The sequence below is a fragment of the Salidesulfovibrio brasiliensis JCM 12178 genome, assembly GCF_001311825.1.
Taxonomy (GTDB): domain Bacteria; phylum Desulfobacterota; class Desulfovibrionia; order Desulfovibrionales; family Desulfovibrionaceae; genus Pseudodesulfovibrio; species Pseudodesulfovibrio brasiliensis.
The window spans coordinates 45,324-58,573 of the sequence record NZ_BBCB01000003.1 but is presented as its reverse complement, the minus strand read 5'-3'; the positions used below and the strand labels follow the sequence as shown (position 1 = coordinate 58,573).

Below are 13,250 nucleotides of genomic sequence, written 5' to 3'. Positions count from 1 at the left end.
CGCATGACCGAAAACACCGCCCATCCCGCAGTGGACCCGGAAGAGCACGGCCGCAAAGTCTCCGACATGTTCGGCAGGATCGCGGGGTGGTACGATTTTCTCAACCACTTCCTGAGCCTCGGGCAGGACATCTACTGGCGCTACCGCCTCGCCCGCGCGGCCAAGCCCGCGCCGGACGGATTCGTGCTTGACCTCGCGGCAGGCACAATGGATGTCTCCATGGAGCTGCTGCGCCAGTACCCGGGCATCCGGGTCGCCGCACTGGACTACTCGCTGCCCATGCTGGAGCAGGGCAAGCGCAAGAAGCTCAAAAACGGACGTGAGAACCGCATTTTCCCGGTCCACGCGGACGGACGCGCCCTGCCCCTGCCCGACGCATCAATGGACGCGGCCACCATCGCCTTCGGCATCCGCAACATCGTGCCGCGGGAAGAGGCGTGGTCGGAGTTCTACCGGGTGCTGAAGCCGGGCGCACGGCTGTGCGTGCTGGAGTTCGGCACCGGCAGCAGACGGGTCTGGAAGGGGCTGTACAATTTTTATCTGGACAGGATGCTGCCCGGCGTGGGCCGCATCGTCTCCGGCGACGAGGACGCGTACCGCTATCTGGCGGACACCATCCGTACGTTCCCGGATGAGCGCAGCCTCGCACGGGAGATGGCCGAGGCCGGATTCGGGCGCGTGTATCACGTGCCCATGATGTCCGGCATCGTCTTCCTGCACGTGGCGGAAAAGCCGCCTAGCTCAGGGAGCGCGCCAGCGAAACCGTGAGCAGGCCGAGGATGATGGCGCTCAGGCCGAGGTAGCGAAGACTTCTGGGCCGCTGTGACGCCAGCGTCAACAGGACCTTGGGCATCCGCTCGGCAAAGGCGAAATACGGGATGCCCTCGAAAATGAACGCGATTCCTACGGCACAAAGAAGGGTTGACCAGTCGATGTTCATGCGCCCGTTCTAACCTTGCGCGGCGACGGCTGTCCACCCGTAACGACGATCAACACACGAATGACGGAGAATATAGAACCATGGTCACTTTCGAGAGCCTGAAACAGAAGAAGGATTCCATTGCCATTCTCGGCCTCGGCTACGTCGGGCTTCCGCTCGCCGTGGCGCTGGCGGAGCACTTCGACGTGCTGGGCGTGGACATTTCCCAGACCCGCGTGGACGAGCTGAAGAAAGGCATTGACCGCACCGGAGAGGTGGACTTTTCCGAAGTGGGCGACGTCAAGCTCGACTTCACCGCGGACGTCTCCCGCCTGAGCGAAACCCGGCTGATCCTCGTGGCCGTACCCACGCCCATCGACGAATTCCGCAGCCCGGACCTGCGGCCGGTGGTCGGGGCCTCCACAACGGTGGGCAAGCACATGCGCGAGGGCACCGTTGTCGTGTACGAATCAACGGTCTATCCCGGCCTGACCGAGGATGTCTGCGTCCCCATCCTCGAACGCGAGTCCGGCCTCGCCTGCGGCACGGGCTTCAAGGTGGGCTACTCGCCGGAACGCATCAACCCCGGCGACAAGGAGCACTGCCTCCAGACCATCGTCAAGGTGGTGGCCGGGCAGGACGCAGAGAGCGCCGAGCTGCTCGACAAGGTGTATTCCACCGTCGTTGAAGCGGGCATCCACCGCGCCGCGGACATCCGCACCGCCGAAGCCGCCAAGGTCATCGAGAACACCCAGCGCGACCTGAACATCGCGCTGATGAACGAGTTGGCCATGATCTTCGACCGCATGAACATCGACACCCTCGACGTGCTTGAGGCGGCCGGCACCAAATGGAACTTCCTGCCTTTCCGCCCGGGCTCGTGGGCGGCCACTGCATCGGCGTGGACCCCTACTACCTGACCTTCAAGGCCGAGGCGATGGGCTTTCACCCGCAGGTCATCCTCGCGGGCCGCAAAATCAACGACGGCGTGGGCAAGTTCATCGCCGAATCCGTGGTCAAGCGGCTCATCAAGAGCGGCGCGGTCATCAAGGGCGCTCGCGTGGGCGTGCTGGGCTTCACCTTCAAGGAGAACGTGCCCGACCTGCGCAACACCAAGGTGGTGGACGTGGTCGCGGAGCTGAGCGACTACGGCTGCGAAGTGATGGTCACGGACGCCATGGCCGATCCCGAGGAAGCGCTTGAGGAATACGGCATGGAGCTTTCGCCCATGGAATCCCTCAAGGAACTCGACGCGCTGGTGCTGGCCGTGTCGCACAACGAGTACCGCAAACTGGACGGCCCGGCCTTGAAGGCCATGTTCCGCAATCCGGAAAACGCCTTTGTGGCCGATGTCAAATGCTTCTTCGACCGTGCCGAGATGGCCGCCGAAGGCATCGACATCTGGAGGCTGTAGGCCGCCATGCTCGCCCTTGTCACCGCCGCGGAAAAGGAAATGCAGGCCGCGCTCGGCAAATTCGACGCGCCCCATGTCCGCGAAGGCGAGATCGTCTCGTGGTCCCACAAAGGCCGCGACTGGCTGCTGGCTGTTGCCGGAGTCGGGCCGATCAATGCCGGGATAACGGCAGGACGGCTGCTGGAGCGAGGCGCCAAGGGCATGGTCAACGCTGGCATCGCGGGCAGCTTCGACACCAAGCGGCTGCCCACCCAGTCCGTGTGTGCGGTGCGCTGCGAAACATGGCCGGATTTCGGGCTGGCCACGGCGGATGGAGTGGACCCGGAAGGCATTCGGTTTTCGCAGGCGGAACGGAACGGCGTCTCGGTGACCAACAGGGTCTGCATGGACCCGGTGGCCGCCGCCCGCGAGATGGGCCTGACGCTGCCGTGGCTGGAGACCGCATCCAGCCTGACGGTTTCGGCCTCCACCGGCACCCCGGAGCTGGCGGAGCGGCTGAAAAATGAATTTGACGCGGACCTTGAGAATATGGAAGGTTTTGCCCTGGCGCTGGCCTGTTTCAGGGCGGGCGTTCCGTTTCTGGAGATCCGCACAGTATCGAACCGCGTCGGCTCCCGCGAGGGGTGGGATTTCGGCGGCGCACTGACTGCGCTCAAGGTTGCGTGCGCCGCGATTGTCGCGGCCTGATCGGATAATGGTGAGGGGACATGAAAGAACTTTTCGGCTATTTCGATAAAGAGCTGCCCGGAGTGAACGCCTTCCTCGACGAGGAAGGGCGCAAGCTCAACGGGCTCGTGCGGGACGTCTGCCTGCACATCATGGGTTCCGGCGGCAAGCGCATCCGGCCCATGCTCACCATTCTGACCGCCCGCGCGCTGGGGTACGGGAAGGACGACTTCCTGCCCATGGCCTGCGCCCTTGAACTCCTGCACTCCGCCACCCTGCTGCACGACGACTATCTTGACGACGCCGACACCCGGCGCGGCACCGAGGCCTCGCACCTCAGGTTCGGCACCACCGAGACCGTGCTCGCGGGCGACGCCCTGCTGGCGCTGGCCAACGAGATGGCCTCGCGCTACGACAACGCCCGCCTGAGCCGCCTGCTGGCCATCGGCATCATGCAGACCGCCGAGGGCGAGATTCGCGAAATCGAATTTTCCCGCGATCCCGCGCTGGACCGCGACACCTACATGGATATCATCATCGGCAAGACCGCCCGGCTCATCGAGACCGCCTGCCGCTGCGGCGCGGCCATGGCCGGAGCCACCATCGAACAGGAAGACGCGGCCGGAGCGTACGGCCTGAACCTCGGCATCGCCTTCCAGCTCGTGGACGACGCGCTGGACTATGTCTCCCCGACATCGGAGACAGGCAAGCCCGAGGGCGGCGACCTGCGCGAAGGCAAGGTCACGCTGCCGCTCATCCTGCTCATGGAGGAATCGGACGAGGCCGCGGGCGAGGATCTGCTGGACCGGCTCAAGGAGAAGTCGCTCTCCCCGGAGATGACCGACACCGTGCTCTCGCGCATCCGCTCCGGCGGCTATGCGGAGAAGACGCGGCAGGAGGCGGCGGCGTTCGTGGAAAAGGCCAAGGATTCGCTGGCCGGGTTCCCCGAGGGCGTCGAGCTGACCGTGCTGCGGCAGGTTGCGGATTACGTGCTGACCCGAACCAAGTAATTGACTGGCCGGATCCGGATTGCGGACCGGCCTTTTCGCTTTTTGATAACAGTCATAAGGAGAAACCGGATGCTGTGCCGTGTCGAGGTGGGACTGAAGTCCCATGTCCGTGACGTGGTGGGTGCGCGTGTCGCCCGCAAGATCGCCAACGAACTGGGTATCGCCACTGATGGCGTGCGTGTAATCAAGGTGTTCACGCTGGAAGGGCTGGATCAGTCCGAAATCGATCTCGCCGTGGAGCGCGGCGCGCTGCACGACCCGGTGCTGCACGAAGTCTCCCTCCAGCCGCTGGCCTCCGGATTCGACTGGGCCGTGGAGGTGGGCTTCCGCCCCGGCGTTACCGACAACGAGGGCCGCACCGCGCAGGAGACCCTCGCCATCGTGCTCGGGCTGGACAAGGCCCGCATGGAATCCGTGAAGGCCTACGTCGCCAACCAGTATCTCATTTCCGGCGACCTTGACCGCAAAACCGTGGAGCATGTCTGCAAGGACCTGCTCGCCAACGAGCTCATTCAACGCTACGAATTCAAGTCCGCCGAGGAGTGGAGCCGCGAACCGGGCTTCGAGGCCCGCGCGGCCCGCGTCACCGGGCAGGCAAGCGACGAAGTGGCGGTCATCGGCCTCTCCTCCATGAGCGACCAGGAGATGATGGACTTCTCCCGCGCCAACACGCTGGCCCTTTCGCTCGAAGAGCTGCGAACCATCCGCGACTACTACCAGCAGCCGGAAATCATGGAATCGCGCAAAAATGACGGCCTGCCCGCCGATCCCACGGACGCGGAGATCGAGGTGCTGGCCCAGACGTGGTCCGAGCACTGCAAACACAAGATATTCAGCTCGCTCATCACCTTCGAGAACGCCGAGACCGGCAAAACCGAGGTGGTGGACAGCCTGTACAAGACCTACATTCAGGGCAGCACCAAAGCCATCCGCAAGCGCAACGCCGAGTCCGGCCCCTACGGCGACTACTGCCTGAGCGTCTTCAAGGACAACGCGGGCGTCATCAAGTTTTCCGAATCCCTGAACGTCTGCGTAAAGGTGGAGACCCACAACAGCCCCTCTGCGCTGGACCCGTACGGCGGAGCCCTGACCGGCATCGTGGGCGTCAACCGCGACCCCATGGGCACCGGCATGGGCGCCAACCTGCTCTGCAACACGGACGTGTTCTGCTTTGCCTCGCCCTTCCATGAAGGCGAACTGCCGCCCCGTCTGCTGCACCCGCGCCGGGTGTTCGAAGGCGTGCGCGAGGGCGTGGAGCACGGCGGCAACAAGTCCGGCATCCCCACGGTGAACGGCTCCATCGTCTTTGACGAGCGCTATCTCGGCAAGCCGCTGGTCTACTGCGGCACCGTGGGCACCATGCCCGTGGAAGTGGCCGGACGCCCGAGCGAAGACAAGGCCGCCCTGCCCGGCGACGCCATCGTCATGTGCGGCGGCCGCATCGGCAAGGACGGTATTCACGGCGCGACCTTCTCTTCCGAAGAGCTGCACGAAGGCTCGCCCGCCACGGCCGTGCAGATCGGCGACCCCATCACCCAGCGCAAGATGTACGATTTTCTCATGCGCGCCCGGGACAAGGGCCTGTACAATGCCATCACCGACAACGGCGCGGGCGGCCTGTCCTCGTCCGTTGGCGAAATGGCCGAAGACTGCGGCGGGTTCGACATGGACCTCGCCAAGGCCCCACTCAAGTACGACGGGCTCAAGCGTGGGAGATTCTCATTTCCGAGGCACAGGAGCGCATGACCGTGGCCGTGCCGCAGGACAAGCTGGCCGAATTCATGGACCTCTCCGAGGCCATGGACGTGGAATCCACAGTGCTCGGCGAATTTAACGACAAGGGCCGCTACTTTGTGCGCTACGGCGACACCGTGGTGGCTGACCTCGACATGGAATTCCTGCACGGCGGCGTGCCGCAGATGAAACTCGAAGCCCGCTGGGAAGCGCCCCGCATCGAGAACCAGCCGGTTCCCGAAGTGGCCGACCACAACACCCTGCTGCACGACATGCTCGGCCGCCTGAACATCTGCTCCAAGGAATATGTGGTACGCCAGTACGACCACGAGGTGCAGGGCAAGAGCGCGGTCAAGCCCATGGTCGGCAAGGAGGCAGACGGCCCTTCGGACGCCGGAGTGCTTCGCCCGGACCTGAAGAGCGATCAGGGGCTTGTCATCTCGCACGGCATCTGCCCCAAGTTCTCGGACGCCGACACCTACTGGATGATGGCCAACGCGGTGGACGAGGCGGTCCGCAACGCGGTGGCCGTGGGCGCGGACCCGGACTACATGGCCGGGTGCGACAACTTCTGCTGGTGCGATCCGGTACAGTCCGAATCCACCCCCGACGGACACTACAAGCTCGCCCAGCTTGTGCGCGCCAACAAGGCGCTTGCCGACTACTGCCTCGCCTTCAACGTTCCCTGCGTGTCCGGCAAGGACTCCATGAAGAACGACTACAAGGGCGGCGGCAAAAAGATATCCATTCCGCCGACCGTGCTCTACTCGGTCATCGGCGTGCTGCCTGACGTGAACAAATGCCTGACCTCGGACTTCAAGAATCCGGGCGACGCCATTTACGTGCTGGGCCAGACCCGGCCTGAATTCGCGGGCTCGGAAATATCGGACCAGCTCGGCTTCGTGCACGGCGAGGTGCCCATCGTGGACGCCGTATCCGCGCGCGAACGCTACCGCAGCCTGTTCCGAGCCGCCCAGAAGGGGCTGGTCAATGCGGCCCACGACCTCTCGGACGGCGGCCTCGGCGTTGCGCTGGCGGAAATGTGCATCGGCGGACGCCTCGGCGCGGACGTGGACATCAGCGCGGCCCCGGTCTGCGGCGCGCTCAATCCCACCGGCCTGCTGTACTCCGAATCGGCCAGCCGCATCCTTGTAAGCGTGCCGCAGGAACAGCGCGATGAATTCGAGCGCGAATTCCGAGGCCAGTTCCTCGCCTGCCTCGGCAACGTCAGCAAAGAGCCTAAACTTCTGGTGAAATACGCCGAAGATACACTTGTCCAAGCGTCTGTTCAAACGCTTGTTACAGCGTTCAAGGCCACGCTCGATTGGTAACATTTATGCAACAGAACATATTAGAAGGGGTTTACCCTTTCGTGGAAAAATACTAAAAGGGCATGGTGTTTTTATAACGGGATGTTCGTCTACTGGGAGGAGGGCGGCGTCCCTGCGGCATCCGGTTAGTTACCGAGGGGGTAAAATGTTCATTTCTATGCGGCCAAAGGCCGGTGCTCTGATATTGGGCATCGCCTTGGTGGTCTTCACTGCGGCAGGCGTAACGCCCGGGGCCTCAAGCTCCGGCCGCTATGTCGGTAGCGCGGAATGTCAGGACTGCCACGAAACTGAGTACGAAAACTTTAAGCAGTATTCCAAAAAGGCCCACGCCGGCGAATCCATCAAGATCATGGCGGGGGATCTGACCAGGCAGGAGCTTGAGGAATGCTACGCCTGCCACGTGACGGGGTACGGCAAACCCGGTGGCTTTGTAAGCTTCGAGGAGACCCCGGAGCTCGCCGATGCCGGATGCGAAGCCTGTCACGGTCCCGGCTACGACCACGTCGAGTCCGGGGGTGATCCCTACCTTATCAAGGGCGACCTTGAGGTTTCCGACTGCGAGACATGTCATAATGCCGAGCGCGTCGCTGCCTTCGACTACAAACCGCTGCTCTTCGGCGGGGCGCACTAGGAGGCTTACCGATGCACTTCATTCGCAAATCGCTCGGCGTCAAGGTCCTGCTGCTCACGTCGCTGCTTACTGTCGTGGCCTTCACAGGCCTGTTCCTGTGGAACTCATACGCCAACTACGAAACCATGCTCGAGGAGATCCACGGCGCGGCCGACCGGACCTCCGACATGCTCTACATGGCCATCGAAGAGCCCATGTCAGTGGGTGACAACGAAGGCACCATCGCGAAGTTCAACGAGGTGGCCCAGCGGTATCAGGACATCACCGCCTACATGCTCGACTACAAGGGCGAGATCACCTACGCCACCAACCCCGACACGGTCCGCAAGGACATCTTTGACGTCTTCAAGATCAAGCGGGCCACCGACATGGTCATCGAGAGCCTTGAAGACGAGGTTCAGGGAGGCGATCTTGTGGAGACCGACGACGGTCTCTTCTACGCCGGTGTCACCACGATCAAGAACGAGGAGAGCTGCCACCACTGTCACGGGCGGTCCCGCAAGATTCTCGGCACCATGGTGCTGGTGCAGGATGTCACCCCGCAGTTCAGCAGCCTGAAGAACACCCAGATTCAGTCAGCGGGCATCTCGCTCCTCGGCGTGCTGGCCCTCCTGGCCGCGCTCATCGTGTTCATGCGCACCAACGTGGTCAACCGCATCAAACTCATCGCGGACGCCACCGAGGAAGTCAGCAACGGCAACCTTGACGCGGAATTCTCCGTCAAGGGCGAAGACGAGCTCGGCAACCTGAGTCATTACCTTTCGACAATGGTCCAGCAGATCAAGGACCAACTCCAGTACAACAAGAGCATTCTCCAGGGCATCATCGTGCCCCTGTTCGTTACCGACGCGCAGGAACGCTTCCAGTTCGTCAACAATCCCATGCTCGAAATCCTCGGCAGCAGCGAAGACGGCGTCATCGGCAAGACCGTTGCCGAGACGTTCGACTGCGCCGAGGGGGACGAAACCTGCGACGCCGCCCATGTCATCGGCTCGGGCGTGGCCCTCTCGGGCAACTTCGTCTATGTCCGCGACGACGGCACCAAGATACCGGTGCACTTCGAGTGCTCCCCGCTGGTTGATGCCAAGGGAGAAGTCGTCGGTGCCATCGGCGTGCTCATTGACCTCACCCGAGAGGAAGAGGACAAGAAGAACATCGAGCTGCAGCGCCAGAACCTCATGGAAGTGGCAACCGAGGTCACGGAAGTAGCCATGCGCCTTTCCGCGGCAAGCACCGAGCTCTCACAGCAAATGGAAAACCTCTCTCGCGGCGTGGACACCACGGCCGACCAGACCGGTCAGGTAGCCACCGCCATGGAGCAGATGAACGCCACTGTGCTTGAAGTGGCCAAGAACGCTTCCGAGACATCGGAAGCCTCGGACAAGGCCAATCAGGTCGCGGCAGAAGGCGGTCAGGTGGTCGCCACCACGGTCAGCGAGATCGACCTCGTGGCCGGGACCACCGAACGGCTGGCCACGTCGCTGGCAGAGCTCTCCGAGCGAGCCGAGAACATCGGCCACGTCATGAGCGTCATCAACGACATCGCGGACCAGACCAACCTGCTGGCGCTGAACGCGGCCATCGAGGCCGCCCGCGCGGGCGAAGCCGGACGGGGCTTTGCCGTTGTGGCGGACGAGGTGCGCAAGCTGGCGGAAAAAACCATGCAGGCCACCAAGGAAGTGGAAGACGCCATTTCCCTGATCCAGCAGAGCACCAACGAGGTGGTCGGCGAAATGGACAGCACCAAGGGCCGCGTGGTCAAGGCGTCCGAAATGGCACAAAGCTCGGGCGACAAGCTCGAACAGATCGTGCAGCAGGCCGGGGTCATCGCCAACATGGTCCAGGGCATTGCGGCGGCGGCCGAAGAACAGTCCGCCACCAGCGACCAGATCAACTCCAGCGTGAACCACATCAACGAACTCTCGCAGGAGATTCTCACCGGCATCCGGGAATCCAACGAAGGCATCCGGGATGTGGATGAAATGGCGCAAACACTCACGCGACTGGTTGATAAGTTCAAGGGATAGTCGTACACGAAACCAAACCCCAGGGGCGTCCCGCAAGGGCGCCCCTTTTTTTTCGGATACCCCTTGACGCTTCAACGAATCCTAGCTAGTAATAATTATCGCTAAGACATGGAGGCATGGCATGAACGCTGATATGAACTTTCGACTGTCCAAGCAACGGCGGGTGATTCTGGAGGAACTCAAGAAGGTTACCTCCCACCCCACTGCGGACGAAGTATACGACATGGTTCGCCAGACCCTACCGAGAATCAGTCTGGGTACCGTGTACCGAAACCTCGAATTCCTCTGCACCAAGGGGCTTGTGCTCAAGCTGGGCGGCCCGGGGCAGCAGAAGCGGTTCGACGGGAACCCGGTTCCTCACCCGCACATCCGTTGCGAGGTCTGCTCTAAGATCGTCGACGTGATGGAAGAGGTCTCGGTTCCCGAGCTGCCTGAAGGCTGTGACTGCGGCTTTGACATCCACAACTGCAACATCGAGTTCGTGGGCGTCTGTCCGGAGTGCAAGGGCACTGCGCAGTAATAAAGCAGACATTTGCCCGAAGAGGGCTTCACATTTCCGGTGATTATGCTACATCAATTGTGACCGGCTCTTGTCGGTCGCCCTAATTCCAAGTTGTTAAGGAGTTATTTACAATGACCAAATCCATCAAAGGCACCAAAACCGAACAGAACCTGCTGAAAGCCTTTGCCGGCGAATCCCAGGCCCGCAACAAGTACACCTACTTCGCATCCATCGCGAAGAAGGAAGGATACGTGCAGATTTCCGCCATCTTCGAGGAAACCGCGAACCATGAAAAGGAACACGCCAAGCGCCTGTTCAAGTTCATGGAAGGCGGGGAAGTGGAAATCACCGCATCCTACCCCGCGGGCGTGCTCGGCTCCACGCTGGACAACCTCAAGGAAGCCGCCGCAGGCGAACACTACGAATTCGTGACCATGTATCCCGAATTCGCAACGATCGCCGACGAGGAAGGCTTCTCGGACATCGCCTGCGTGTTCCGCAACATCGCAAAGGCAGAGACCTACCACGAAGAACGCTACCTCGGCCTCATCAAGAACATCGAGGACGGAAAGGTCTTTGAAAAGGACGAAGAAATCACCTGGCGCTGCCGCAACTGCGGGTACAACCACAAGGGCAACAAGGCCCCGGAACTCTGCCCCGCATGTGCGCACCCCAAGGCCCACTTTGAAATGCGCGATTACAACTGGTAATCCCGCCAAAACCGGAGGTACAACTCTATGGCTACCAATCTCGGTGAAGTCTACAAATGTGAAGCGTGTGGAAATATCGTCATCGTGGTTCACGCTGGCGGCGGCGACCTTGTCTGCTGCGGTGAGGACATGGTCCTCATGAAGGAAAACACCCAGGACGCCGCGCAGGAAAAGCACGTCCCGGTCATCGAGCGCGACGGCGACAAGGCCGTTGTCAAGGTCGGCAGCGTCGATCACCCGATGGAGGATAAGCACTACATCGAGTGGATTGAACTGATGGTCGGCGACAAGGTCTACACCAAAATGCTCAAGCCCGGCGACGCTCCCAAGGCCGAGTTCTGCCTCTGCGGCGAAACCGGTGAACTGAGCGCCCGCGCCTACTGCAACATCCACGGCCTCTGGGCTGACAAGTAATGAAACAGGGCGGGGCGGCGAGGCCGCTCCGCCTTTTCATGATTTTTCCTGATGGGAGGATGCCATGGCTCGTCCTGAAGACATGTGGCAATGCCAAACAGTCAACTGCGGCTACATTTACAACCCGGACAAAGGCGACCGAAAGGGGAAGATCCCCAAAGGCACCAAGTTTGAGGACCTTCCGGACGACTGGCGCTGTCCCATCTGCGGCGGCACCAAGAAGTGCTTCCGCCCGCTCGCAGGAGAAGGCTCCACTGCTGCCGACTGCGAACTGCCCACCACCGGCGCTTCCGAAGGATTGACAGGGAGTGCCTCACCTGAGAAAAAAGGCTCTGACAAGGAGAACGCTGACATGCAGAAATACGTTTGCAACATTTGCGGCTATGTGTACGACCCCGAAGTCGGGGACCCCGATAACGACGTGGCACCGGGAACCAGCTTTGAAGACATCCCTGATGATTGGGTCTGCCCCATCTGCGGCGCTCCCAAGGATAACTTCTCGCCTGAAGCGTAAACGCTTCGGCCCCGCTGCGATCGTGCAGTTTTTTTAGGTAGGGAAACGCGGTCCGCCTTGCCATGGTGGACCGCGTTCTTTTTTTGTTAACCGCCGCACCTGCGGCCCGAACCCTCCCCGGAGCACGGAAATGAAACCTGTTGAAATAAAAAAAGATATCTGGTGGATCGGCTGCATTGACTGGAACCGCCGCAATTTCCACGGCTATTCCCTCTCCCCCCCGCGGGACCACGTACAACAACTACCTCATCATCGATGAGAAAGTAGCCCTCGTGGACACCGTGGACCGCAGCTTTTTCTCGCAGATGAAGTGCAACATCGCCCACGCCCTCGGCGACCGCAAGATCGACTACTTCGTCATCAACCACCTTGAGCCCGACCATGCCGGTTGTCTGGCCGAAGCCGTGGAGAAGTATCAGCCGGAAAAGATTTACACCTCCCCCATGGGCGAAAAGGCCATGAAGGCCCACTTCCACTACGAAGACTGGCCGGTCGAGGTCGTGCCCACCGGGTCCGAGATTTCGCTGGGTGAAAAGACCCTGCACTTCGTGGAAACCCGCATGCTCCACTGGCCCGACAGCATGCTGACCTACTGCCCCGAAGCCAAGCTTGCCTTCACCAACGACGCCTTCGGCCAGAACATCGCCTCCAGCGAACGCTTTGTGGACGAGTATGACCGCCACGAAGTGCTCAAGGCCATGAAGGAGTACTACGCCAACATCGTGCTGCCCTACTCCCCGGTGGTTCTGAAGACCCTCAAGGCGCTGGGCGAAATGAACCTCGACATCGACATGCTCTGCCCGGACCACGGCCTGATCTTCCGCGACGAAGACTGCGCGTGGGTGCTGGAAAAGTACAAGGAATTCGCAGAGCAGAAGCCGCAAAACAAGGCCGTGCTCGTCTACGACACCATGTGGGCCTCCACGGAAAAACTCATCCTCGCGGTGGCCACCGGCCTGAACGAAGAAGGCATCTCCGTGAAGGTCATGAACATGAAGCACAACCACCACTCCACGGTCATGAGCGAAGTCTTCGAGGCCGCTGCCGTGGTGGTGGGCTCTCCCACGCACAACAACGGCATCCTGCCCATGATGGCCGACATGCTCACCTACATGAAAGGCCTGCGCCCGCAGAACAAGCTCGGGGCGGCTGTCGGCTCCTTCGGCTGGTCCGGCGAGTGCGTGAAGATTCTCAACAAGTGGCTTGAGGACATCGGCTGCGAAGTTGTGGAACCCAACGTCAAGGTCAAGCACATCCCCACCCACGAGACCCTCAAGGAGTGCGTGGAGCTGGGCCGCACCCTCGGCAAGGCGATCAAGGAAAAGACCGCCTAGCCGAGCCGCAACGATACACAGGAAAAAGGCCCCTGCCGCGTGAG

At 61.6% G+C, this 13,250-nt stretch carries 10 protein-coding genes and 4 pseudogenes; 13 read left to right on the top strand and 1 reads right to left on the bottom strand.

Going from position 1 to position 13,250, the window contains the following annotated elements; translation table 11 throughout:
* Positions 1-3: 3 nt before the first annotated feature.
* Positions 4-768 (top strand): ubiquinone/menaquinone biosynthesis methyltransferase, encoded by a 765-nt coding sequence (locus JCM12178_RS02345; protein ID WP_054648416.1) that lies wholly within the window; start codon positions 4-6, stop codon positions 766-768.
* On the opposite strand, the gene JCM12178_RS02340 is transcribed toward JCM12178_RS02345, so the two are convergent.
* Positions 737-940, bottom strand: a complete 204-nt coding sequence (locus JCM12178_RS02340; RefSeq protein WP_054648414.1) for a DUF2065 domain-containing protein — start codon at positions 938-940, stop codon at positions 737-739. The genes JCM12178_RS02345 and JCM12178_RS02340 overlap by 32 nt on opposite strands.
* 80 nt (positions 941-1,020) lie before the next feature.
* Between JCM12178_RS02340 and JCM12178_RS02335 the strand changes: the two are divergent.
* The 12 genes and pseudogenes from JCM12178_RS02335 to JCM12178_RS02285 all read left to right on the top strand — a co-directional run bounded on the left by JCM12178_RS02335 (position 1,021) and on the right by JCM12178_RS02285 (position 13,206).
* Positions 1,021-2,333, top strand: a pseudogene (locus tag JCM12178_RS02335) (nucleotide sugar dehydrogenase).
* 6 nt (positions 2,334-2,339) lie between these two features.
* Entirely contained in the window at positions 2,340-3,020 is a 681-nt protein-coding gene (gene mqnB / locus JCM12178_RS02330; protein WP_054648412.1) for a futalosine hydrolase, read from the top strand.
* A gap of 20 nt (positions 3,021-3,040) precedes the next feature.
* On the top strand, positions 3,041-4,009 hold the full coding sequence (locus JCM12178_RS02325) for a polyprenyl synthetase family protein (protein ID WP_054648410.1): 969 nt from the start codon (positions 3,041-3,043) through the stop codon (positions 4,007-4,009).
* A 69-nt stretch (positions 4,010-4,078) separates the two neighbouring features.
* Positions 4,079-7,074, top strand: a pseudogene (locus tag JCM12178_RS02320) (phosphoribosylformylglycinamidine synthase subunit PurS).
* Positions 7,075-7,219: 145 nt separating this feature from the next.
* Positions 7,220-7,705, top strand: a complete 486-nt coding sequence (locus JCM12178_RS02315; protein WP_245628569.1) for a cytochrome c family protein — start codon at positions 7,220-7,222, stop codon at positions 7,703-7,705.
* A gap of 11 nt (positions 7,706-7,716) precedes the next feature.
* A complete protein-coding gene (locus JCM12178_RS02310; protein ID WP_054648408.1) occupies positions 7,717-9,732 on the top strand; it encodes a methyl-accepting chemotaxis protein in 2,016 nt (671 codons plus the stop codon).
* Positions 9,733-9,853: 121 nt separating this feature from the next.
* Positions 9,854-10,252 (top strand): Fur family transcriptional regulator, encoded by a 399-nt coding sequence (locus JCM12178_RS02305; protein WP_054648406.1) that lies wholly within the window; start codon positions 9,854-9,856, stop codon positions 10,250-10,252.
* Positions 10,253-10,365: 113 nt separating this feature from the next.
* Positions 10,366-10,944 (top strand): rubrerythrin, encoded by a 579-nt coding sequence (rbr, locus tag JCM12178_RS02300; protein ID WP_054648405.1) that lies wholly within the window; start codon positions 10,366-10,368, stop codon positions 10,942-10,944.
* Positions 10,945-10,971: 27 nt separating this feature from the next.
* A complete protein-coding gene (locus tag JCM12178_RS02295) occupies positions 10,972-11,358 on the top strand; it encodes a desulfoferrodoxin (RefSeq protein WP_054648403.1) in 387 nt (128 codons plus the stop codon).
* Positions 11,359-11,422: 64 nt separating this feature from the next.
* Positions 11,423-11,638: pseudogene (locus JCM12178_RS20620) on the top strand (rubredoxin); the annotation flags it as partial.
* 72 nt (positions 11,639-11,710) lie between these two features.
* Positions 11,711-11,872, top strand: coding sequence for a rubredoxin (gene rd, locus JCM12178_RS19195; protein ID WP_245628572.1), 162 nt, complete (start codon positions 11,711-11,713; stop codon positions 11,870-11,872).
* Between the two features lie 130 nt (positions 11,873-12,002).
* Positions 12,003-13,206: pseudogene (locus tag JCM12178_RS02285) on the top strand (FprA family A-type flavoprotein).
* Positions 13,207-13,250 lie beyond the last annotated feature (44 nt).

What these genes read in the sequence shown, in the direction of transcription:
- JCM12178_RS02345 (WP_054648416.1), top strand. Translation starts at nt 4, where the DNA reads ATGACCGAAAACACCGCCCATCCCGCAGTGGACCCGGAAGAGCACGGC.
- JCM12178_RS02340 (WP_054648414.1), bottom strand. Translation starts at nt 940, where the DNA reads ATGAACATCGACTGGTCAACCCTTCTTTGTGCCGTAGGAATCGCGTTC.
- mqnB (WP_054648412.1), top strand. Translation starts at nt 2,340, where the DNA reads ATGCTCGCCCTTGTCACCGCCGCGGAAAAGGAAATGCAGGCCGCGCTC.
- JCM12178_RS02325 (WP_054648410.1), top strand. Translation starts at nt 3,041, where the DNA reads ATGAAAGAACTTTTCGGCTATTTCGATAAAGAGCTGCCCGGAGTGAAC.
- JCM12178_RS02315 (WP_245628569.1), top strand. Translation starts at nt 7,220, where the DNA reads ATGTTCATTTCTATGCGGCCAAAGGCCGGTGCTCTGATATTGGGCATC.
- JCM12178_RS02310 (WP_054648408.1), top strand. Translation starts at nt 7,717, where the DNA reads ATGCACTTCATTCGCAAATCGCTCGGCGTCAAGGTCCTGCTGCTCACG.
- JCM12178_RS02305 (WP_054648406.1), top strand. Translation starts at nt 9,854, where the DNA reads ATGAACGCTGATATGAACTTTCGACTGTCCAAGCAACGGCGGGTGATT.
- rbr (WP_054648405.1), top strand. Translation starts at nt 10,366, where the DNA reads ATGACCAAATCCATCAAAGGCACCAAAACCGAACAGAACCTGCTGAAA.
- JCM12178_RS02295 (WP_054648403.1), top strand. Translation starts at nt 10,972, where the DNA reads ATGGCTACCAATCTCGGTGAAGTCTACAAATGTGAAGCGTGTGGAAAT.
- rd (WP_245628572.1), top strand. Translation starts at nt 11,711, where the DNA reads ATGCAGAAATACGTTTGCAACATTTGCGGCTATGTGTACGACCCCGAA.